General features: G+C 65.0%; 18 protein-coding genes, 1 other RNA gene and 1 riboswitch. Of the genes, 9 read left to right on the forward strand and 10 right to left on the reverse strand.

Annotated features, from left to right (window positions below; genetic code table 11):
• Positions 1–36 precede the first annotated feature (36 nt).
• A complete protein-coding gene (gene gyrA, locus DIR46_RS06185; RefSeq protein WP_109344451.1) occupies positions 37–2,652 on the reverse strand; it encodes a DNA gyrase subunit A in 2,616 nt (871 codons plus the stop codon).
• Positions 2,653–3,039: 387 nt separating this feature from the next.
• Here gyrA and ompA point away from each other — a divergent pair, with 387 nt between their 5' ends.
• The 4 genes from ompA to DIR46_RS27600 all read left to right on the forward strand — a co-directional run bounded on the left by ompA (position 3,040) and on the right by DIR46_RS27600 (position 6,100).
• Positions 3,040–3,744, forward strand: coding sequence for an outer membrane protein OmpA (ompA, locus tag DIR46_RS06190; protein WP_109344452.1), 705 nt, complete (start codon positions 3,040–3,042; stop codon positions 3,742–3,744).
• Positions 3,745–3,901: 157 nt separating this feature from the next.
• Positions 3,902–4,606, forward strand: a complete 705-nt coding sequence (gene ubiG, locus DIR46_RS06195; RefSeq protein WP_109344453.1) for a bifunctional 2-polyprenyl-6-hydroxyphenol methylase/3-demethylubiquinol 3-O-methyltransferase UbiG — start codon at positions 3,902–3,904, stop codon at positions 4,604–4,606.
• A gap of 5 nt (positions 4,607–4,611) precedes the next feature.
• A complete protein-coding gene (locus tag DIR46_RS06200) occupies positions 4,612–5,319 on the forward strand; it encodes an HAD family hydrolase (protein WP_205289084.1) in 708 nt (235 codons plus the stop codon).
• A 163-nt stretch (positions 5,320–5,482) separates the two neighbouring features.
• A complete protein-coding gene (locus tag DIR46_RS27600; RefSeq protein WP_109344454.1) occupies positions 5,483–6,100 on the forward strand; it encodes a glycine zipper 2TM domain-containing protein in 618 nt (205 codons plus the stop codon).
• A gap of 42 nt (positions 6,101–6,142) precedes the next feature.
• On the opposite strand, the gene DIR46_RS06210 is transcribed toward DIR46_RS27600, so the two are convergent.
• Positions 6,143–7,000 carry a class I SAM-dependent methyltransferase gene (locus DIR46_RS06210; RefSeq protein ID WP_205289085.1) on the reverse strand — a complete coding sequence of 286 codons (858 nt, stop codon included), beginning with the start codon at positions 6,998–7,000 and terminating at the stop codon, positions 6,143–6,145.
• Positions 7,001–7,150: 150 nt separating this feature from the next.
• Here DIR46_RS06210 and ssrA point away from each other — a divergent pair.
• Positions 7,151–7,509: a transfer-messenger RNA gene (gene ssrA / locus DIR46_RS06215) on the forward strand.
• 143 nt (positions 7,510–7,652) lie between these two features.
• Here ssrA and DIR46_RS06220 read toward each other — a convergent pair.
• Together DIR46_RS06220 and DIR46_RS06225 are read right to left on the reverse strand one after the other, a co-directional pair.
• The gene (locus DIR46_RS06220; protein WP_109344456.1) at positions 7,653–7,964 is read right to left on the reverse strand and encodes a chaperone modulator CbpM; all 312 of its coding nucleotides are present in this window, start codon (positions 7,962–7,964) and stop codon (positions 7,653–7,655) included.
• 3 nt (positions 7,965–7,967) lie between these two features.
• Positions 7,968–8,921 (reverse strand): DnaJ C-terminal domain-containing protein, encoded by a 954-nt coding sequence (locus tag DIR46_RS06225; RefSeq protein WP_109347925.1) that lies wholly within the window; start codon positions 8,919–8,921, stop codon positions 7,968–7,970.
• A 271-nt stretch (positions 8,922–9,192) separates the two neighbouring features.
• Positions 9,193–9,365, forward strand: a riboswitch (yybP-ykoY riboswitch).
• 3 nt (positions 9,366–9,368) lie between these two features.
• Here DIR46_RS06225 and DIR46_RS06230 point away from each other — a divergent pair.
• Complete coding sequence (locus DIR46_RS06230; RefSeq protein WP_109344457.1) at positions 9,369–9,926, forward strand: manganese efflux pump MntP; 558 nt, start codon at positions 9,369–9,371, stop codon at positions 9,924–9,926.
• A 21-nt stretch (positions 9,927–9,947) separates the two neighbouring features.
• On the opposite strand, the gene DIR46_RS06235 is transcribed toward DIR46_RS06230, so the two are convergent.
• From DIR46_RS06235 to tssF, 3 genes are all read right to left on the reverse strand, one after another.
• Positions 9,948–10,577 carry a type 1 glutamine amidotransferase domain-containing protein gene (locus tag DIR46_RS06235; RefSeq protein WP_109344458.1) on the reverse strand — a complete coding sequence of 210 codons (630 nt, stop codon included), beginning with the start codon at positions 10,575–10,577 and terminating at the stop codon, positions 9,948–9,950.
• Positions 10,578–10,683: 106 nt separating this feature from the next.
• Entirely contained in the window at positions 10,684–11,685 is a 1,002-nt protein-coding gene (tssG, locus tag DIR46_RS06240; RefSeq protein ID WP_229446518.1) for a type VI secretion system baseplate subunit TssG, read from the reverse strand.
• Positions 11,682–13,517 carry a type VI secretion system baseplate subunit TssF gene (tssF, locus tag DIR46_RS06245; RefSeq protein WP_109344460.1) on the reverse strand — a complete coding sequence of 612 codons (1,836 nt, stop codon included), beginning with the start codon at positions 13,515–13,517 and terminating at the stop codon, positions 11,682–11,684. Before tssF ends, tssG begins: the two co-directional genes overlap by 4 nt.
• Positions 13,518–13,644: 127 nt before the next feature.
• Between tssF and DIR46_RS06250 the strand changes: the two genes are divergently transcribed.
• Together DIR46_RS06250 and DIR46_RS06255 are read left to right on the forward strand one after the other, a co-directional pair.
• A complete protein-coding gene (locus DIR46_RS06250; protein ID WP_109344461.1) occupies positions 13,645–15,054 on the forward strand; it encodes an MATE family efflux transporter in 1,410 nt (469 codons plus the stop codon).
• 52 nt (positions 15,055–15,106) lie between these two features.
• Positions 15,107–17,326 carry a S9 family peptidase gene (locus tag DIR46_RS06255; protein ID WP_109344462.1) on the forward strand — a complete coding sequence of 740 codons (2,220 nt, stop codon included), beginning with the start codon at positions 15,107–15,109 and terminating at the stop codon, positions 17,324–17,326.
• 77 nt (positions 17,327–17,403) lie between these two features.
• Here the strand turns inward: DIR46_RS06255 and DIR46_RS06260 are convergent, their stop codons facing one another.
• Positions 17,404–17,610 (reverse strand): CsbD family protein, encoded by a 207-nt coding sequence (locus tag DIR46_RS06260; protein ID WP_109344463.1) that lies wholly within the window; start codon positions 17,608–17,610, stop codon positions 17,404–17,406.
• Positions 17,611–17,793: 183 nt separating this feature from the next.
• Between DIR46_RS06260 and DIR46_RS06265 the strand changes: the two genes are divergently transcribed.
• Positions 17,794–18,885 (forward strand): AI-2E family transporter, encoded by a 1,092-nt coding sequence (locus DIR46_RS06265; RefSeq protein WP_109344464.1) that lies wholly within the window; start codon positions 17,794–17,796, stop codon positions 18,883–18,885.
• 109 nt (positions 18,886–18,994) lie between these two features.
• Here the strand turns inward: DIR46_RS06265 and DIR46_RS06270 are convergent, their stop codons facing one another.
• Positions 18,995–19,171, reverse strand: a complete 177-nt coding sequence (locus DIR46_RS06270; protein ID WP_109344465.1) for a CsbD family protein — start codon at positions 19,169–19,171, stop codon at positions 18,995–18,997.
• Positions 19,172–19,243: 72 nt separating this feature from the next.
• On the reverse strand, positions 19,244–19,888 hold the full coding sequence (locus DIR46_RS06275) for a class I SAM-dependent methyltransferase (RefSeq protein WP_109344466.1): 645 nt from the start codon (positions 19,886–19,888) through the stop codon (positions 19,244–19,246).
• Positions 19,889–19,923 lie beyond the last annotated feature (35 nt).

The raw sequence follows: 19,923 nt of genomic DNA on the forward strand, positions 1-19,923 counted from the left end.
TGCATACCGATGCGCAGCACTTGCCCCGGGGCGCCATTATTCCGGCGCCGGTTCGAGCTCGACTTCTTCGAGGTCGGTCTCGACGATACGCTGCAGGCCGGACAGCTTGGTGCCATCCTCGACCGCGATCAGGGTCACGCCCTGTGTCGCGCGGCCCATCTCGCGGATCTCGGACACGCGGGTGCGGATCAGCACGCCGCCGGTCGTGATCAGCATGATCTCGTCGCTCGGCTCGACCAGGGTCGCGGCCACCACCTTGCCGTTACGCTCGCTGGTCTGGATCGCGATCATGCCCTTGGTGCCGCGGCCGTGGCGGGTGTACTCCGTGATCGGGGTACGCTTGCCGAAGCCGTTCTCGGTGGCGGTGAGGACGGTCTGTTCTTCGCTCTCGGCCACCAGCAGCGCGATGACCTGCTGGCCTTCTTCGAGATTCATGCCGCGCACGCCGCGCGCGGTGCGGCCCATCGGACGCACGTCGTTCTCGTCGAAGCGCACGGCCTTGCCGCCGTCGGAGAACAGCATCACGTCGTGCTTGCCGTCGGTGAGCGCGGCGCCGACCAGCACGTCGCCTTCATCGAGGTCGACCGCGATGATGCCGGCCTTGCGTGGATTGGAAAAGTCGCGCAGCGGCGTCTTCTTGACCGTGCCCAGCGAGGTCGACATGAAGACGTAGTGGTCTTCGGGGAAGGTGCGGTTCTCTCCCTGCAGCGGCAGCACGACGGTGATCTTCTCGTTGTCCTGCAGCGGGAACATATTGACGATCGGCTTGCCGCGCGAGTTGCGCGAGCCTTGCGGCACTTCCCACACCTTGAGCCAGTACATGCGGCCACGGTTGCTGAAGCACAGCATGTAGTCGTGGGTATTGGCGATGAACAGCTGGTCGATCCAGTCTTCGTCCTTGGTCGCCGTCGCCTGCTTGCCGCGGCCGCCGCGCTTCTGGGCGCGGTATTCGGAAATCGGCTGCGCCTTCATATAGCCCGCGTGCGACAGGGTCACCACCATGTCCTGCGGGGTGATCAGGTCTTCGGTTTCGAGGTCGCTGGCATTGTGCTCGATGGTCGAACGGCGGGTGTCCTTGCCGTTGTCGGCGTAGTCGGCCTTGATGGCGGCCATCTCGTCGACGATGATCGTGGTGACGCGCTCTGGCTTGGACAGGATGTCGAGCAGGTCGGCGATGTGGGCCATCACTTCCTTGTACTCGTTGACGATCTTGTCCTGCTCGAGGCCCGTCAGGCGCTGCAGGCGCATCTGCAGGATCTCTTGCGCCTGCTCGTCCGACAGCTTGTATAGCCCGCTTTGCTGCATGCCGTAGTGCTTCGGCAGGTGCTCCGGACGGAAGGCCGCGATGCCGCCGGACTCGCCCAGTTCGGTACGGTTGAGCATCTCGCGCACCAGGGACGAATCCCAGGCGCGGTCCATCAGCTCGACCTTCGCGACCGGCGGGGTCGGCGCGGCCTTGATGATGGCGATGAAATCGTCGATATTCGCCAGCGCGACGGCCAGGCCTTCCAGCATGTGGCCGCGGTCGCGCGCCTTGCGCAGCTCGAACACGGTGCGGCGGGTGACCACTTCGCGGCGGTGCGACAGGAAGCACTCGAGCATCTGCTTGAGGTTCAGCAGCTTCGGCTGGCCATTGACCAGCGCCACCATATTCATGCCGAAGGTGTCTTGCAGCTGGGTCTGCTTGTACAGATTGTTCAGCACGACCTCAGGCACTTCGCCGCGCTTGAGTTCGATCACCACGCGCATGCCCGATTTGTCGGACTCGTCGCGGATGTCGGAAATGCCTTCGAGCTTCTTGTCGCGCACGTTCTCGGCGATGCGCTCGAGCAGCGACTTCTTGTTTACCTGGTAGGGCAGCTCGTCGATGATGATCGCGGTGCGGTTGCCGTCGCGGCCCACTTCCTCGAAGTGGGTCTTGGCGCGCATCACCACGCGGCCGCGGCCGGTGCGGTAACCGTCGCGCACGCCCGAGACGCCATAGATGATGCCGGCGGTCGGGAAGTCCGGCGCCGGGATCAGCTCGATCAGCTCGTCGATGGTGCAGTCGGGATGACGCAGCACGTGCATCGCGCCGGCGATCACTTCGGACAGGTTGTGCGGCGGGATATTGGTCGCCATGCCGACCGCGATGCCGGACGAACCATTGATCAGCAGGTTCGGGATGCGGGTCGGCAGGACCGTCGGCTCTTTCTCCTTGCCGTCGTAGTTCGGCTGGAAGTCGACGGTGTCCTTGTCGATGTCGGCCAGGATCTCGCCCGCGATGCGGTCGAGGCGGCACTCGGTGTAACGCATCGCCGCGGCGCTGTCGCCATCGATCGAGCCGAAGTTGCCCTGACCATCGACCAGGGTGTAGCGCAGCGAGAAGTCCTGGGCCATGCGGACCAGGGTGTCGTAGATCGACGAGTCGCCGTGCGGGTGGAATTTACCCATCGTGTCGCCGACGACGCGCGCGCACTTGAGGTAGGGACGGTTCCACACGTTGTTCATCTCGTGCATCGCGTAGAGCACGCGGCGGTGCACCGGCTTCAGGCCGTCGCGCACGTCCGGCAGCGCACGGCCCACGATCACGCTCATGGCGTAATCGAGGTAGCTCTTGCGCATCTCTTCTTCGAGGGAAATCGGGACTGTTTCTTTTGCGAATTGATCCATTGGGCGGGTCGACTGCTTTCAGGCGATGGTTATAAGTTGCAACGGACGATTCTACCATGCGACAGATAGCAGTTGCTCAATTCCGGCCGACCCACTCTGGATGCCGGAACTCAAGAGTGGGACGATGGAATGGGCGCCAAATTTCCAGCATTGTCGTCCCCGGCCGGCCCCGCTTGGGAAAATGTTGCGGCGTAACAACGTCAAGCAGTTAATGCTTGATGTTTGATTTGGGTGCAGTCGTGCGATTTTGGTGCATGTGGCAAAATGGACAGGAAGTCAATTGCTTGTTTCACAATACGAAACAGACGGAGCGGCCGCCGTGTTAATCTTATGACCACACATGGAGCCCGTCTGAATCGCTACGGATTTAACCGAAAGGAAAAGAATATGAAGAAACTGATCACTGTTCTGCTCGCAGCGTCGGCCGCGATTGCGGGCGTCGCCTCCGCCCAAAGCGCTCCTCCCTACGCGCCGCTGACCACCGACATCCAGGCCCGTACCCCGTACAGCGCCTATGTGCAAGACGCTCGCGGCGTGATCGCGCGCAATCCTTTCGGCCTGTGCTGGCGCACCGGCTACTGGACCCCGGCCGATGCGGTCCCAGGCTGCGACGCGCCGCTGTGCGTGGAGCCTGAGAAACTCGAAAACGGCAAGTGCGTCGCTCCGCCGCCGCCGCCAGCGCCGGCACCGACTCCAGTGCCTCCACCAGTCGCCGCACCGGTGCCGACCTCGGAAAAAGTCAGCTACTCGGCCGACGCCTTCTTCGACTTCGACAAGGCGATCCTGAAGCCAGCCGGCAAGGCCTCGCTGGATGAGCTGAGCGCCAAGCTGGGCGACATGAACCTGGAAGTCATCATTGCCGTCGGCCACACCGACTCGATCGGCACCGATGCCTACAACCAGAAGCTGTCGATCCGCCGCGCCGAAGCCGTCAAGGCCTACCTGAAAGGCAAAGGCATCGAAGAAACCCGCATCTACACCGAAGGCAAGGGCGAAAGCCAGCCGAAAGCGGACAACAAGACCGCCGAAGGCCGCGCACAGAACCGTCGCGTGGAAATCGAAGTCGTCGGTACCCGTACCGTCAACAAGTAATCGGCTGTAAGCCACTGCCGTAAGCACGTCGTCCCGCGCAGGCGGGGACCCAATTTCTGCTAGCGTGATCGAAACGCTTGCAAACTTGGGTCCCCGCCTTCGCGGGGACGACGTTTTTGCGCCGCCGAAATTGCATTATTCCGCTATTATTCGAGCCATGACGACGACAAACGCAGACCCATTAGAAATCCAGAAGTTCAGCGAGCTGGCCCACCGCTGGTGGGATCCGACCTCGGAATTCCGTCCGCTGCACGAAATCAACCCCTTGCGCCTCGAGTGGATCAACGCGCGCGCGCCACTTAGCGGCAAGAACGTGATCGACATCGGTTGCGGCGGCGGCGTGCTATCCGAATCGATGGCGCGCAAGGGCGCCAAGGTGACGGGTATCGACCTGTCCCAGAAGGCGCTCAAGGTCGCGGACCTGCACAGCCTGGAATCGGGCGTGGAGGTGCGCTACAAGCATATCGCGGCCGAGGAGATGGCCGAACAGGAAGCCGGCCAGTTCGACGTGGTCACCTGTATGGAAATGCTGGAGCACGTACCCGACCCGGCCTCGATCGTGCGCGCCGCCGCCAAGCTGGTGAAGCCGGGCGGCCACGTGTTCTTCTCGACCCTGAACCGCAATCCCAAGTCCTACCTGTTCGCCGTGATCGGCGCCGAATACGTGCTGCGCATGCTGCCGCGCGGGACCCACGACTACGGCAAGTTCATCACGCCCGCCGAGCTGGCGCAGTTCGTACGCCAGGCCGGCCTGCAGGTCGACGGCCTGAAAGGCCTGACCTACAACCCGCTGACCAAAATCTACTCGCTGAACAACGACACCGATGTGAACTACATGGTGGCGTGCAGCAAACCGCTCTGAACGACATGACTTTTCCGACCGTGATGCCGGCACCGCGTGCCATCCTGTTCGACCTCGACGGCACGCTGGCCGACACGGCGCCCGACCTCGCCGCGGCCGTGAACTGGCTGCGCCTTGAACGCGGCCTGGACCCGACCCCGTACGAGGTGCTGCGCCCGACCGCATCCAGCGGTGCGCGCGGCATGATCGGCGCCGCCTTCGGCCTGGCGCCGGGCGACGACGGTTACGAGGAACTGCGCCTGGCCTGGTTCGACCGCTACCAGTCGGCGATGTCGCTGCATACGACGCTGTTCGACGGCATTACCGAGCTGCTGGACGGCATTTCGGACGCCGGCATGGCCTGGGGCATCGTCACCAACAAGCCGTCGCGCTTCACCGACCCGCTGGTGCCGCAGATCGCGCTGGCGCACGCCGGCTGCATCGTCTCGGGCGACACCACGGGCTTCGCCAAGCCCCATCCCGCCCCGCTGCTGGAAGGCGCGCGCCGCCTGGGCCTTGCACCAGAACAGTGCTGGTACGTGGGCGACGACCTGCGCGACATCGAGGCCGGACGCGCGGCGGGCATGGTCACCGTGGCTTGCGCCTGGGGCTATTGTGGCGCGATCGAGCCGTCGACCTGGGGTGCGGACTACCTGCTCGATACGCCGGCCGAGCTGCTGGCGCTGCTGGGGCAGGTGTCGGAGGCGGCGCGACAGGCCGAGCACGCGGCCTGATCGTCTGGCTGGTTCGTTGAACGGCGCCTTTCACGGCGCCGTTTTTCTTTGTGGCGCTGTGCTTACATCTGTTTACGATTGATACAGGGTCACGTCTATCTCTCGGTCCGGCTCGCCAGTAATCTACTCCCATACGAACACGCCATACTTTACGGAGCAGATCATGGAAACCACGACCACCAACCGCATTCACCCATTGATGGCCGCTGCAGCCGCGTCGGTCATCGTCGTCAGCCTGACTGGCGCCGCCGCGATCACCGGTCTGCTGCCGACCTCGAAGAGCGCATCGGAGCCGAGCATGCCGCTGGCAGCCACGTCGCCCTACGCCATGCCGCAGGCGGGCATGCAGGTGCAGCCTAACGGCTACGTCGCCCAGCCTGGCCAGATGGCGCCGGTGGCGGCTAACGGCCAGCAACTGGTGCCGGCGATGGTCCCCGCGATGGTCCCGGCCCAGCAGGTGGCATATGCCCAGCCGGTCGCCCAGGTGCAGCCCGAGCCGACCGTGATCATCAAGGAAAAGCCGGTGGTGAAAGTGGTCGAGAAAACCCGCGTGGTGCACGCCAAGCCGCAGCCGGTGCGCTATGAAGAACCGCGTTATTCGCAGCCAGCGCCGGCCCCGGCCCAGCAACCTAACTATGTCGGCATCGGTACCGGCGCCGTGATCGGCGGCCTGATCGGCAACCAGATCGGCGGCGGCAACGGCAAGAAGCTGGCGACTGTCGCCGGCGTGATCGGCGGCGGCATCATCGGCAACGAAATCGCCAACCGCAACGGTCGCTAAGCAAGCACTAACTTATTGCTTTCTCCCCTTGGCCGCGGACCTTCAGTCTGCGGCCTTTTTTTTGAACACGCCGACGATAATGTCGCTCGGGAACATGCGCAGCACGGGGATCGCGCAGATGATCGCCGCATACTGGGTGTAGAGCGACAGGGTCGGCACGTTGCCGGCGCAGCGCAGGCGTTCCAGCAAGCCCCTGGCGCGCAGCGCCGGCAGCTCGGCCGCCTCGGTGAGTTCGAAGCCCTGCCCCGCCACCAGCTGCCGCAGATTGCGTGGATTGAAGTAATGGACGTGCGGCGAAGGCAGGTCTTTCTGCCACAGGCGCTCGAACGGCCCACGCCAGCCCAGGCGCGCGATCAGCTTCGACAGCCGGTAGAAGAAGCCGCCGCTGTTCGGCAGGTTGAGGATCAGGATGCCGCCGTCGTGCAGGCGCGCGTGGCAGGCGGCCAGGGCGCTGCGGATGTCGGGAATGTGTTCGATCACGTCGTTGAACACGATGACGTCGAAGCGTTCGCCCTCCCTGAGCACGTCCGGGAAGTAGCCGGAACGCACCGGCAAGCCGCGCGCGGCGGCGCGGGCGCCGACCACCGCATCCGGCTCCACGCCCAGCACGTCGAACTGCTCGCGCGCCGTCTCGAGGAACCAGCCGTGGGCGCTGCCGACGTCGAGCAGGCGCGGCCGGCTGACGCCGACGTGCCGGCGGGCCCAGGCGACGATGGTGCGGAAGTTCTCCAGGCGCAGCGCCTTCAGGCCAGCCTCGCGCTCGGCCTCGTCCACGGCGGGACCGCTGTGGGCATTGATGGCAACGCTCAGGGCGGCGCTTTCATAGTTGCACGCCGGGCAGGTTGCATGCCATCCGGCCAGGCCAGCCACCTGGGTGTTGCCACAAACGATGCACGTCATGTCGGTTCTCGTCAGCATCTCGAATCCCATCAGCATATTGCAATTTAGCTATGCATTGTAGGTTTTTTATGGTGACAGACTTTAAGCAGGCACTAAGGAACGGCGCTGTACATCCTCGGCGCTTGGAGTACAATAGAGGTTCTTGACGTTGGGGGCGACCTGGTTTCGACGTGGGTTGCAAAGCAGCGCAGGGCATACCGAGGACTGGTTACCTCGTAAATACATCCAGAAATCAATAACTGCAAACGATAACTCGTACGCACAAGCAGCTTAATTGCTGCTAGCTCTACAACACCTCGCCTCTGGGGTGAGTCGCAAGACTGGTAGAGTCATTTACAGAGGCTAGGAATCAATCGGGTTACTTGGTTGCTTCCGAAATTTAAGGTAACTCGCTTGTCCAAAGGGTGCACATCCCCGTTGTCCAGGTCAAATCAAATGATAGTGCTAAGTATGTAGAACTGTCTGTAGAGTGCTTGCGGACGCGGGTTCGATTCCCGCCGCCTCCACCAAAAATTCCGCTAACCCGCTGATTCGTCAGCGGGTTTTCTTTTTTGCGCGCACCGGTAACGGGAGCGAACCCGAAGAACTGCGTGCAGGGTCCGAGCCTGCCCAGGCGCCGGCCGCGCACACCACGCATTGAGCGATGCCCCCCTTACTCGAGCCCCAGCACGCGCATCCTCGTGCGCAAACGCCGTACCTCGTCGCTCAGGTCGATCACCAGCGCCGCGATGTGTTCGTTGGCGTCGAAATCGCGCTCGATGCTGAGCAAGCGCCGCACGCGGGCAAGATCGCTACTGCCGAAACGCAGGCTCGTCGCCTGCACCACCGGGTCGCAACCCAGCACGCCGGCCTGCACATGGCGCACCACCCATTCGGGTTCCACGTTCGCCGCCCGCGCCAGTTCGTCCAGGCTCAGGGCCATTTCTTCCAGCAGCACGCCGGTCAGGGTCTGTGGCTGTTGCATCGCTCAGGCTCCCATGTTCGCACGCGGATTGAAAGATATCTCGCGCGCCATTTGTTCGTAAAGCTCTTTTGCACGTGGCGTATCGGCTGGGGGTAGTACCACCTCGAGGATCAGGTACAGGTCGCCCGGCGCGGCTGCCGGGATCCCGCGGCCCTTCAAGCGCAACTTGCGCCCGGTTTGCGATCCCGCGGGGACCGACACTTCGACCGTCCCGGAGGGCGTCGGCACCGATATTTTCGCGCCCAGCGCCGCCTCCCATGGCGCCACCGGCGCGGTCTCGTACACGTTCGCGCCCTCCACCCGGTAGCGCGGGTCTTCTCCGAACTGGATGTCCAGGTACAGATCGCCCGGCGGACCGCCCCCGATCCCGGGCTGGCCCTGACCGGCCAGCCGCAACTGCTGGCCGGGCGTGACGCCCTTCGGAACGCTCACGCTCAGTGTCTTTTCCTGCATCCTCACCTGTCCCTGCGCGTCCTGTACCGGTACGCGCAGGCCGATGTTGCGCGTCGCGCCGGCATAGGCGTCGCGCAGGGCGATCGTGATCGCGGCGTGAATGTCTTCACCGTGCATCTGGAAGCCTGCGCCGCCAGCACCCGTGCCCCCGCCGCTCCTCGCACGCCCCCGGCGCCCCATGTGCGCAAACAGATCGGCGAGGAAATCGTCGGTGCCGGCGCCGGCGTCGGAGAAGTCATACTGCGAAGCCCAGTCCGGCGGCGGCTGGAATCCTTCGCTGGTCTGCCGGCCGCGGCGGCCCAGGTCGTCGTAGGCCGCCCGCTTTTCGGCGTCGCCCAGCACATCGTAGGCTTCGTTGATTTCCTTGGTCTTCTCGGTCGCGTCGTCGTGCTTGCTGACGTCCGGATGGTACTGGCGCACGAGCTTGCGGTAGGCCTTCTTGATGTCCTCCGGGGACGCGGTCTTGTCAACGTTCAAGGTCTTGTAATAGTCCTTATACTCCACGCGCACCTCCGCAAAGGTTTTCGTCATCGTACTCATCTGGTGCCCCAGGCGGCGCACAATTACGGTGGGACAGCCACACAAGAAGCATGTCGTGGATGCGATGCTTGCATGGACTCTATTTTATTGCCTTGACCGAGAGCGATACCCGGTCACGACGGGCGATCAAGCACTCACTGCAAGACAATTTCGATGAACAAATTGGCAACCGGACCAGCCCGGGGCCATGCACGCTCGCAAGCGTGTTTCTTGTGTTCAAGCCCTTCTTGCGTTACCATGGCGCCGCCCTTGGGGAGTAGCCTACTTCCGCAACGGAAGTTTCCGCATCAACATACTTGACGTCTCCACGTCATGGTGCGCAAGCCTTCTGGTTGGCAAGACCATTGGCATGTTCGCGCGACGATCGGGCCGCGCGGCATGCCTTGTGTCGTGCCCGATCGGAAAGCTGTCATGTCTCTCGCTGCAATCATCATCCTCGCCTTCGCCATGTCCACCGACGCCTTCGCCGTCGCGATCGCCATGGGTTCCCAACGCGCCCACGTCCTGTTCAAGGATGCACTGAAGGTCGGCCTGCTGTTCGGGGTTATCGAGGGGGTCACCCCGCTGGTCGGCTGGGCCCTCGGCAGCATTGCCGCGTCCTACGTCGAAAGCTGGGACCACTGGATCGCCTTCATCCTGCTCGGCGGCCTGGGGATTCGGATGATCATCGAGGGTTGCGGCGAGCCGGATGACGAAGCGGACGATCCCGCCCGTCCGTTCTGGCTGCTGGCGTTGACCGGGTTTGCCACCAGTATCGATGCGATGGTGGTCGGGGTCAGTCTGGCGTTTGCGGATACGGGCATCCTGTGGCCGGCGCTGGCAATTGGGCTGGCGACGCTGACGATGGTGACGCTGGGATTATTGATCGGCCGCCGCATCGGGGCCGTGGTGGGCAAGCGCGCCGAGATCTTCGGCGGCCTGGTGCTGATCGCGGTGGGCAGCGTCACGCTGTACGAACACCTGCAGTGACGCCGCCGCGGCAAGCAAGAATCAGGACGTCGGTCCCGGATCGCTCCCCGCCTGCTGCTGCACCATCAGCTGCTTCTGGATCGCTTCGTTGAACGCCGGAATATCGTCCGGCTTGCGGCTCGTGATCAGCTTGCCGTCGACGACGACTTCTTCGTCCGTCCACTCCGCGCCCGCGTTGCGCAGGTCGTGCTGCAGGGTCGGCCAGCTGGTCAGGTGCTTCGACTCGGCCACGCCGGCGTCGATCAGCGGCCATGGGCCGTGGCAGATCGCCGCGATCGGCTTGTCCTCGTCGCCGAAAGCCTTGATGAAGTCGATGGATTCAGGGCTCATGCGCAGGTTGTCCGGGTTGGCGACGCCGCCCGGCAACAGCAGCAGGTCGTAGTCGCCCGGCTTGGCGTCCTGCACGCTCAGTTCGACCTTGAATTTCTGGTCCGGCGTCAGGTGATTGAAGCCCTGGATCTCCTCGCCCACCTTCTTCGGCGAAACCAGGGTCACTTTCACTCCCAATCCCTCGAGGAAGCGGCGCGGTTCGGTGTATTCGACCTGCTCGACGCCGTCGGTCATCAGGACCGCGACGCGCCGCCCCTGCAGGGACTGGGTGGCGGCCGGCTCCACGTGATCCGCCGGCTGCATGTTCGCTACTTGTTGCATAAAACCTCCTTGTGCAATGCGGTTCATTTGCATCGATTGTAGGTCGGCTGCCGCGTCCGCGGCGCGCGCATGCCCGCCGCCATGTCGCACGCATTCCACGCGGATGCTAGTCCAGCAGATAGCACACGTCATCGCGGTCGCGTCCGCCCGCCCGGGTGCACAGGAAACCATCCAGCCCGAGCCGCGCCGCGCCATCCAGGCAGGCGCCGTCGACGTCCTCGCGCCGCAGCACCACCTGCAGCTCGCGATACGGCACCTCGATCGCGAAGCGGTCCAGCAAGGCGGCCAGCGCCCGTGCCCCTTCGGCGCCGGGCAGGAAGCGCTCGAAGGCGCGCGCATCCACCGGCCCGAGCCGGATGCGGATGCCCAGCTCGGGCCGCAACAGCCGCGCGCCCGCGGTGGCGCCATCCCCCAGCACGCAATTGCCGCACGCCAGCCGCGTGCGCTGCCCCGGCGCGAGCACGTCCCAGCGTCCGGTAAATTGTTCGACCCGCACCGGCACCCGGAAATAGGCGCGCAGCACGCCCGCGATCGACTCGGCACTGACCACCCGGCTGCGCAGCGGCGCGGCGAACCAGGCCAGGCTGGCGGCCTCCACGTCATGCGCGCCGTCCGTGCGCGCCGGCACGCCGGCCAGCGCCAGCAGCAGCGGCAGGAAGCGGTCCACCTCGGGTTCCATCGCATGACGCACCCGATACTTGCACCATGCCCGGTAGAACAGCGCCACCTGGCGGCTCGACAACAGGTCGAGGAAGGCGCGCGGCCCCTCGTCGCGCAGCGCGAGCTCCCAGGCGGCGAAGCGTTCGGTGTAATGCAGCGGCAAGGTTCCCATCACGCCGAGCAGCCCCATCAGCGTGGGCGTGACGCTCACGGCCGGCACGCCCTCGGTGGTGGGCACGATGGTCTCGATCTCGCTGGCCGGAAAGGCCAGCCCCAGGCTGTTGCGAAAGCGGATCAGGCCGCCCAGGGCGTGCTCGGGCGCGATGCCCTGGTGCGCCAGCCAGCACACCAGCAGCCGCACCGCCTGGAAGAATTCATAGCGTTGCGGCTGCCGCAGCAGGTCGACGATGGCGCCGGTACGCCTGGCCGGGGGCACATTCGCGTTCACACCAGCGCCAGGCTGCCGTTGCGGGGCTCGCATCGCAGCAACTCCTTGTCGCTCTGCCCGGACACGAGCACCAGCCGGGTAAAGCTGTTCAGGTGCACATACAGGCCCAGGAACCGGCTCACGACCTGGGCAAACACGAACAGGCTGCTGCCGGCGAAGGCATCCTCGTCCACCGTCATGCGCACCTCGATGCCATGCACCAGGCTCGCGCCGTAGCGGTTGAGCAGCCAGGCCGTGGCCGGGATCGATGCCATCGCGCTGACGCCGGCGATCTGACGCTGCGAGGCGCCTGAGCGCGGCAGGTCGTACAGGGCCAGGGTCTCGCGGAAGGCGTCGAGATCGGCCAGCGAGCGGTGGTTCAGCGCCAGTTGCGTCACCAGGCGCCAGTGAGTGCCGTTGCGGTTGCCGAAGCGCAGCGGCGCGGAGGGCTTGCGTAGCAGGCGGATCGGCAGGCCGCTCGTCGCGGTTTCGCTGGCCAGGTCGCCGCCCGGCGCCTTGATGCCGACGCCGCAGGCGGCCGCGCCGTTGCTGCAGGTGAGGTCGATCGAGGCCACGCTGGCGTCCTCTTCCAACCGCGAAAAATCGTCGTCGGTGAAGGCGATCTTCATGCGGTGGCGGCTGTCACCGCGGTCGTCGCGGCGCGCGAACCAGTAGCGCTGGCCATGCTCGCCCCCTTCGCCATGGCGCAGGCCGTAATAGGGACGGTACTCGACGCTGGCGGTCTTGCCGTCCTCGGTCCTGAGCACGTGTACCGCGTCGATGCTGTAAACCTCGACGCCCTCCTCGTGCCGGCTCGGCACCACGTCGTACATCGCCGAACGGTGCGTGATGCGCACCGGCGCCGCCGCCTGGCGGAACAGGTTCACCACCGGCACGCAGCCGGTGAGCAGGTTGGCGGCCGACAGCGCGCGCAGGATGCGCGCCGGGCCCGATTCGGCGTGCATGCCGGTGAGAAGGAAATGCAGGGTGAAGCGGCGCGCGCCGGCCGGCAGCAAGGGCGCCAGCCGGGCCAGGTCGACGTCCAGGAAGTGAAACTTGTCGGGGAAGGCGAAGTACTCCGTCAGCAGCCGGTAGGCCGGATGGGCGTGGTCCTGTTCCGGCACCAGCGCCTCCTCTGGCTCCAGGCCGCCCAGCTGCAGCACGGCGCCGTCGAGGCGGCGCCAGCCTTCCATGCCTTCGGCCTCGACCCAGGTCTCGACCACGTTCATGCCCAGGGCGTCGATCAGCGCCGCCGCCAGCAGGCCGTCGCCGTCCACGTGCAGGCGCAGGCGCGGCAGGCCGCGCCCATGCAATATGCGCGCCGGCAGCGCGCTGTCGAAGGCGATGCCGATGCGGCTCGCCGCGCGCGGCGGCAACCGAATGCGTGGCGGGACGTGGGCCACCGGCTCGAACCAGGCGCGCGCCACCCTCACCGGCGCCAGCGCCAGCTCGGCCGTGGTGCGAAACACGCAGGGCGCGCCGCGCGCCTTCAGCGAACTCATCTCGGTGCCGCGCGGCACCGCCTGCACGTGCTCGATCTTGCCGGCCCGCGCCAGCTGGTCGCCGCCGTCCACCTGCGCGATCGAACAGCTCGGCAGGCCGTGCAGGAAGTGCGGATACAGGCTGCCCAGCAGGGCTTCGGTCAGTTCCGGATAGTCGTCGTCGAGCTTTTTCGCGGTGCGCGCATTGAGCAGCGCGCAGGCCTGGATCAGGCGCCGGATATGCGGGTCTTCGCTGCCCTCCGGCCCTAGCCCCAGCTCGGCCGCCAGGCGCGGATACTGGTGGGCGAGTTCGCGGCCGACGGTGTTCAGGTAGACCAGTTCGCGCTCAAAATACGGCAACAGTTCGTCCATCAAGAGCTCCTCGGGCTGTCGCTCTACGGTGGTGCAGATCGCGTCAGCCTGTCTTGCGGCGGCGCAATTTCCTGACTTGACAATAAGTCAGTAAAATCACGGGTCCATATCGCCTTATCGCCCCATCATGACCACCGCCACCGCTACCACCGCCACACCCGTCCGCACCGAAATCGCCACCCTGTGGCGCCTGTCGTGGCCGGTGCTGGTCGGCCAGCTGGCGACGGTCGGGATGGGCGTGGCCGACGTCGCCCTCACCGGCCACGTCAGCGCCGACGAGCTGGCGGCGGTATCGCTGGGCACGGCGGTGTGGTCGATCGTGCTGGTGACGGTGATGGGCACGATGATGGCGATCAACACCGTGGTCGCCCACGAGATCGGCGCCGCGCGCCACGACCGGGTGCCGCACTCGGTGCGCCAGGCCATGTGGAAGGGCTTGCTGGTCGGCCTGGTCGGCTGCCTGTTCGCCAACCTGTGCACGCTGCTGTTCGACCACATCGGCATGGAGGCCCACGTGGCCGACCGCGCATCGCTGTTCCTGCACGTGATCAGCGTCGGCATGCCGGCCTTCGGCGTGTATCGCGCGCTGTACGGCTACACCACCAGCATCAACCAGACCAAGCCGATCATGTGGATCGCCATCCTCGGCCTGGTGTTCAATACCGTGGTCGCATGGGTGCTGGTGTACGGCAAATTCGGCTTCCCGCAGCTGGGCGCGGTCGGCTGCGCGATCTCCACCGCCAGCGCGCTGTGGCTGATGCTGGGCGCCATGCTGTGGTGGGTCACGCGCGCGCCGGCCTATCGCCTCACTTACCCTTTTGACCGCTACGAAGGACCGGATGCGCGCGAGATCGTCGCCCAGCTGCGCCTCGGGCTGCCGATCGGCGTCACCTATTTCGCCGAGGTCAGCGCCTTCGGCCTGATCAGCCTGCTGGTTGCACGTTACGGCGTGGTGCAGGTGTCCTCGCACCAGATCGCGCTCAATTTCGCGTCGCTGGTGTTCATGGTGCCGCTCAGCTTTGCGATCGGCATGCTCACCCGCGTCGGCCAGGCCATGGGCGAAGGCGACCCGGTGCGCGCGCGCTTCGTCGGCTGGGTCGGCGTGGGCGTCTCGGTCAGCTTCGGCGTCGTGGCGGCGCTCGGCATCGCCCTGTTCCGCTGGGAGATCGCGGCGATGTACACCTCCGATCCGGCGGTGCAGCAGGTGACCGCCAACCTGCTGCTGTTCGCCGCGCTGTTCCAGCTGTCGGACTCGACCCAGGTCGCGACCGCCTCGGCCATCCGCGGCTACCAGGTGACGCGCCCGCCGATGGTGATCCAGCTGTTGTCGTTCTGGGGCCTGTCGCTGCCGCTCGGCTGCATCCTCGGCCTGGCGCCGGCCTGGTTCCCGTGGTCGCCCTCCGCGCCGATGGAAGCCACCGGCTTCTGGATCGGCCTGGTGGTGGCGCTGACGGTGGCGGCGGTGTTGCTGACCTGGCAGTTCGAGAAGCTGGCGCGCCAGCGTATCCGCGACGGCGCGATGGCGCAGCCCCGCTGACTCTGGTATCGTCTCGCGATTGCTGTAAATTAATAATCCTCAAGAGACATCAATGCGCCCTCTCCTCCTTCTCCTGGCCGCCCTCGCGGCCACGCCCGCCATGGCCGAAAAACTGACACTGGACCGCATCTACGGTGAAGCCTCGCTGGCCGGCGCCAGCGTGCGCAACCTGCGCGTGTCGCCGGATGGCGAGCGCGTGACCTTCCTGCGCCCGCGCGCCGACGACCAGTACCGTCTCGACCTGTGGGAATACAACACCAGGAGCAAGGCCACGCAGCGCCTGGTCGATTCCAAGCAGCTGGTGCCGAACGAGGAATTGTCGCTCGAAGAAAAGGCGCGCCGCGAACGCGCGCGTACCGCCGGCCTGTCGGGCATCCTCAACTATTACTGGTCGCCCGACGGCAAGCGCCTGCTGGTGCCGATCGGCGGCGACCTGTATCTCGTCGATGCCGCCAAACCGGAAGCCGCGCGCAAGGTCGCCTCGGGCAACGTCATCGATCCGAAAATCTCGCCACGCGGCCGCTACGTGTCCTTCGTGCGCAACCAGAATCTGGTGGTGATCGATCTCGCCACCGGCGCCGAGCGCCAGCTGACGACCGATGGCAAGGGCACCGTGCACAATGGTGAAGCGGAATTCATCGCGCAGGAAGAGATGAGCCAGACCACCGGCTACTACTGGGCGCCGGACGACTCGCACATCGCTTACCGCCGCTACGACGACGCGCCGGTGCCGGTGGTGCGCCGTTTCGAGATCTTCGCCGACCGCACCGAGGTGATCGACCAGCACTATCCTGCCGCGGGCGATCCGAACGTGGCGATCGAGCTGATGGTCGTCAATCCGGCCACCGGTGAGCAGCGCAAGATCGACCTCGGCCAGGACAAGGACATCTACCTGGTGCGCGCCGACTTCAGCGCCGACGCCAAGACCCTGGTCTACCAGCGCCAGACGCGCGACCAGAAGCGCCTCGACCTGGTGGCGGTCGACGTCGCCACCCTGGCCCAGCGTCCGCTGTTCTCGGAAACCTCCAGCACCTGGGTCGAAGTCCATAACGACCTGCGCTTCCTCAAGAACCGCCAGGCCTTCGTCTGGGCATCCGAGCGCACCGGCCGCAAGCACCTGTACCTGTACGACCTGAACGGCAAGCTGCTGCACCCGATCTCGCGCGGCGACTGGGGCGTGGACAATATCCTGGCCGTCGATGAAGGCGCCGGCAAGATCTATATTTCGTCGAACCGCGACGCCGTGATCGACAAGCAGACCTATGCGCTGTCGCTGGATGGCCGCGGCGCCGACAAGCCGGCCCGCATTACCCAGGGCGACGGCTGGCACGAGGCTTCGTTCGCCGGCAACGGCAAGCTGTTCGTCGACACCTATTCGAATCCGAACACCCCGCCGCAAGTGTCGATCCGTCGCGCCGACGGCAGCATGGTCGAGTGGATCGAGAAAAACGAACTCAATGCCAACCATCCATACACGCGCCACCTCGATGCGCACCTGCCGACCGAGTTCGGCACCCTGAAGGCGGCCGATGGCCAGACCCTGCACTATTCGATCATCAAGCCGGCCGGTTTCGATGCGACTAAACGTTACCCGGTGTTCCTGTTCACCTATGGCGGCCCGCATTCGCAGCGCGTGACCCGTGCCTGGGGCAATTATTTTGATCAGTACATGGCGCAGCAGGGCTTCGTGGTCTTCCGTCTCGACAATCGTGGCTCGGGCCGCCGCGAGCGACAGTTCACCGACGTACTGCACAACAACCTGGGCAAGCACGAAGTCGAAGACCAGGTGGCCGGCATCGACTGGCTGGCCAGGCAGAGCTTCGTCGATCCGAAACGCGTGGGCGTGTTCGGCTGGAGCTATGGCGGCTTCATGACCTTGCGCCTGCTGTCCGCAGCGTCGGACAAGATCGCGATGGGCGTGTCGGTGGCGCCGGTGACCGACTGGGCGTTGTACGACACCCACTATACCGAGCGCTACGTTGGCGGTACGCCCAAGGGCGATCCGGAAGCCTACAAGCGCAGCGGCGTGTTCGCCCACCTGGACGGCATGAAATCGCATCTGCTGCTGATCCACGGCATGGCCGACGACAATGTCCTGTTCTCGAACACCACCCTGTTGATCGATGAGCTTGTGAAGCGCAATGTGCAGTTCGACCTGATGACCTATCCGGGCGCCAAGCACGGCATGTCGGGCCGCACCAACCAGCGCCACGTGTATGGCCTGATCGAGTCCTACTTCAAGAAGCAGCTGGGCGGCACGCAGCCGAACTGATCGTTGCTTTCCAAAACAAAACGGCCGCGTCGATCGACGCGGCCGTTTTTCATTGCGCTGTCAAAGCGCGGTGTGGCTTACGGACGTGGCGTTGGACGGTTTGCTTCGTCCACGGCATCCTTCACGACCTCTTTCGCGTCGCCATAGGCTTCCTGGGTCTTGCCCTCGGCCTGGTTCGCCAGGCCCTTGGCCTGCTGCTCGGTGCTGCCCACCATTTTGCCGGCGCCTTCCTGAATCTTGCCGCCGATGTCTTTCAGTTTGCCTTCGACTTGGTCCTTGTTCATGGTGTTCTCCTTGAGTAATGCATGCCTGGATGGCCATGCGATGGGTACAGAATAGTCCATCCGCACCTGCTCATCTGTTAGCGCACGCACACAGCGATCCGTCCCCACCCGCGCGACATTTTTGTAGCTCAAATGCTAATCTTTTCTTGCAACGCGGCCCGCCGCTCAAGAAGAGAATTCTCCATGAATAACAACAATACCGACGCCGTCCCGGCAACCCACGAAGCTCCGCAGGCCCAGCGCCGCCTGGCGCGCCGCGTGACCCTCGTCAATGGCATCGCCGTGCTGTTCATCCTCGGCCTGGCCGCCGTCGTGCTCGCGGCCGATGCGCTGCTGCTGGTGTTTGCCTGCATCCTGTTCGCCATCTTGCTCTATAAATTGAGCGAGATCATGCACCGGCGCTTCCACATGCGGCGCAAGCTCGCGCTCGGCATCGTCGTGCTGCTGCTCGGCGCCATCATCGGCCTGGGCGGCTGGGCCATGGCGCCGCAGATTTCCGAGCAGTCGACCCAGCTGGCGGAGGAAATCCCGGCCGCCATCGAGCGTCTGCAGGGCGAAGTCGCACAGCATCCGCTGCTCAAGCGTGTGGTGGACGAGCTGCCGCCGCCGGAAGACATCGTCAAGCAAATGAGTTCGCTGGTACCGAACGCCGGCCTGTTCTTCTCGGGCGTCCTGGGCGCCCTCGGCAACGTCGTCATCATCATCTTCGTCGGCATCTATTTCGCCGCCACGCCGGGCGTCTATACCGGCGGCTTCATCCGCCTGATCCCGCAACACAAGCGCGGCCGCGCACGCGAGGTCATCGACGAGATGAGCGATTCGCTCGCCAGCTGGCTGCTCGGCAAGGCGCTGTCGATGCTGATCGTGGGCACCACCACCGCGATCGGGCTGTCCCTGCTGGGCGTACCGCTGGCGCTGATCCTGGGCATCATCGCCGGTCTGCTCGACTTCATTCCCTACCTCGGCCCGATCATGGCCGGCATCCCGGCCGTGCTGCTGGCGCTGTCGATCAGCCCGGAAATGGCGATGTATGCACTGTTGCTGTTCGCGGCGATCAATATGCTCGAAGGTTATGTGCTGCAGCCGATGATCGAAGCCAAGGCGATCGAATTGCCGCCCGCGCTAGTGATCGTGATGCAACTGATCTTTGGCACCCTGTTCGGCTTCGCCGGCGTGGCGCTGGCCACGCCCCTGGCCGCCGTGCTGGCGGTACTGGTCAGGATGCTCTATATAGAAGACGTGCTGGGGGACAGACCGGCGAAAGGGGCAAGCTAGCGCCGGCGCGCCGCATTGACGGCGCGGCGCGCCACGGCATCGCTGAAACCGTGGGCGCCAACGACAAAGCCGCGCGATTGCGCGGCTTTGTCATGGTGCAGAAGGCAGATCAGCGATTGCCTTTGGCGATTTCCTTCACGTCGCCGATCTTCTTCTGGGCCTTGCCCTCGGCCTGGTTCGACAGGCCTTCGCTCTGCTGCTGGCGGCTGCCGACGGCTTCGCCGACCTTCTGCTGCACCTTGCCGCCGACTTCCTTCGCCTTGCCCTTGACTTGATCCTTGTTCATTGCAGTCTCCTTGCCTGGTCCGTGGATGAGCCTTAAGAATAGGAGTAACTTCCAGGCAGTTCTGTTCGTCGCTTAACAAACAGGCTTACGCCAGACGCTGGCCAGCCACGGTTGCTGGTCGCGAGGGAAGCCGGGCGGCCGGTAGTAATGATGCAGGGCCGTGAAGCCGGCCGCGAGCAGATAGCGTTCCCAGGTGGCGTAGTCGTAATAACTGCCATAGCGCGGGCCGTTCCAGCCTTCCCGGTTGTCGCCGCGCGGATTCGAACTGAACAGCACCCCGCCCGGCTTGAGCGCGGCGTGCAGATGCACCAGCACCTGCGGCAAGGCGGCGCTCGGTACATGGAACAACACGGCATTGGCAAAGATGCCGTCAAAGGTCGCTTGAGGCAGATCAAGGTGCAGGAAATCCTGGCGCCATACCTCGCAGCCACTGTAGTCGCGCGCCATGGCCACGAAGCGCTCGCTGCCGTCGACGCCGATGGCGCGGTGGCCGAGCGCACTGAAGGTCTTGAGGTCGCGCCCCGGTCCGCAGCCCAGGTCGAGAATGGTGTAAGGCGCCGGCGCCTCGATTGCATCCAGCAGGGCGGCGATGTTCTGGCTGACGTCGTGGTCGATCGTGCCGGCGAAGAAGGAGTCGGCATTGCGCTCGTAATGCGCGAGCGTCCGGCGGGCGATGTCGTCGTGCGCCTCGTGACTGTGATTGTTCTGATGATCCATGTCGACAGTATGCCAGCTGGCGGCCCCGGGAAAAA

Source organism: Massilia oculi (assembly GCF_003143515.1).
In the GTDB taxonomy this organism is placed as follows: domain Bacteria; phylum Pseudomonadota; class Gammaproteobacteria; order Burkholderiales; family Burkholderiaceae_D; genus Telluria; species Telluria oculi.

Coding starts and splice junctions, on each gene's coding strand:
- gyrA (WP_109344451.1), bottom strand. CDS start 2,652: ATGGATCAATTCGCAAAAGAAACAGTCCCGATTTCCCTCGAAGAAGAG.
- ompA (WP_109344452.1), top strand. CDS start 3,040: ATGAAGAAACTGATCACTGTTCTGCTCGCAGCGTCGGCCGCGATTGCG.
- ubiG (WP_109344453.1), top strand. CDS start 3,902: ATGACGACGACAAACGCAGACCCATTAGAAATCCAGAAGTTCAGCGAG.
- DIR46_RS06200 (WP_205289084.1), top strand. CDS start 4,612: ATGACTTTTCCGACCGTGATGCCGGCACCGCGTGCCATCCTGTTCGAC.
- DIR46_RS27600 (WP_109344454.1), top strand. CDS start 5,483: ATGGAAACCACGACCACCAACCGCATTCACCCATTGATGGCCGCTGCA.
- DIR46_RS06210 (WP_205289085.1), bottom strand. CDS start 7,000: ATGACGTGCATCGTTTGTGGCAACACCCAGGTGGCTGGCCTGGCCGGA.
- DIR46_RS06220 (WP_109344456.1), bottom strand. CDS start 7,964: ATGCAACAGCCACAGACCCTGACCGGCGTGCTGCTGGAAGAAATGGCC.
- DIR46_RS06230 (WP_109344457.1), top strand. CDS start 9,369: ATGTCTCTCGCTGCAATCATCATCCTCGCCTTCGCCATGTCCACCGAC.
- DIR46_RS06235 (WP_109344458.1), bottom strand. CDS start 10,577: ATGCAACAAGTAGCGAACATGCAGCCGGCGGATCACGTGGAGCCGGCC.
- tssF (WP_109344460.1), bottom strand. CDS start 13,517: ATGGACGAACTGTTGCCGTATTTTGAGCGCGAACTGGTCTACCTGAAC.
- DIR46_RS06250 (WP_109344461.1), top strand. CDS start 13,645: ATGACCACCGCCACCGCTACCACCGCCACACCCGTCCGCACCGAAATC.
- DIR46_RS06255 (WP_109344462.1), top strand. CDS start 15,107: ATGCGCCCTCTCCTCCTTCTCCTGGCCGCCCTCGCGGCCACGCCCGCC.
- DIR46_RS06260 (WP_109344463.1), bottom strand. CDS start 17,610: ATGAACAAGGACCAAGTCGAAGGCAAACTGAAAGACATCGGCGGCAAG.
- DIR46_RS06265 (WP_109344464.1), top strand. CDS start 17,794: ATGAATAACAACAATACCGACGCCGTCCCGGCAACCCACGAAGCTCCG.
- DIR46_RS06270 (WP_109344465.1), bottom strand. CDS start 19,171: ATGAACAAGGATCAAGTCAAGGGCAAGGCGAAGGAAGTCGGCGGCAAG.
- DIR46_RS06275 (WP_109344466.1), bottom strand. CDS start 19,888: ATGGATCATCAGAACAATCACAGTCACGAGGCGCACGACGACATCGCC.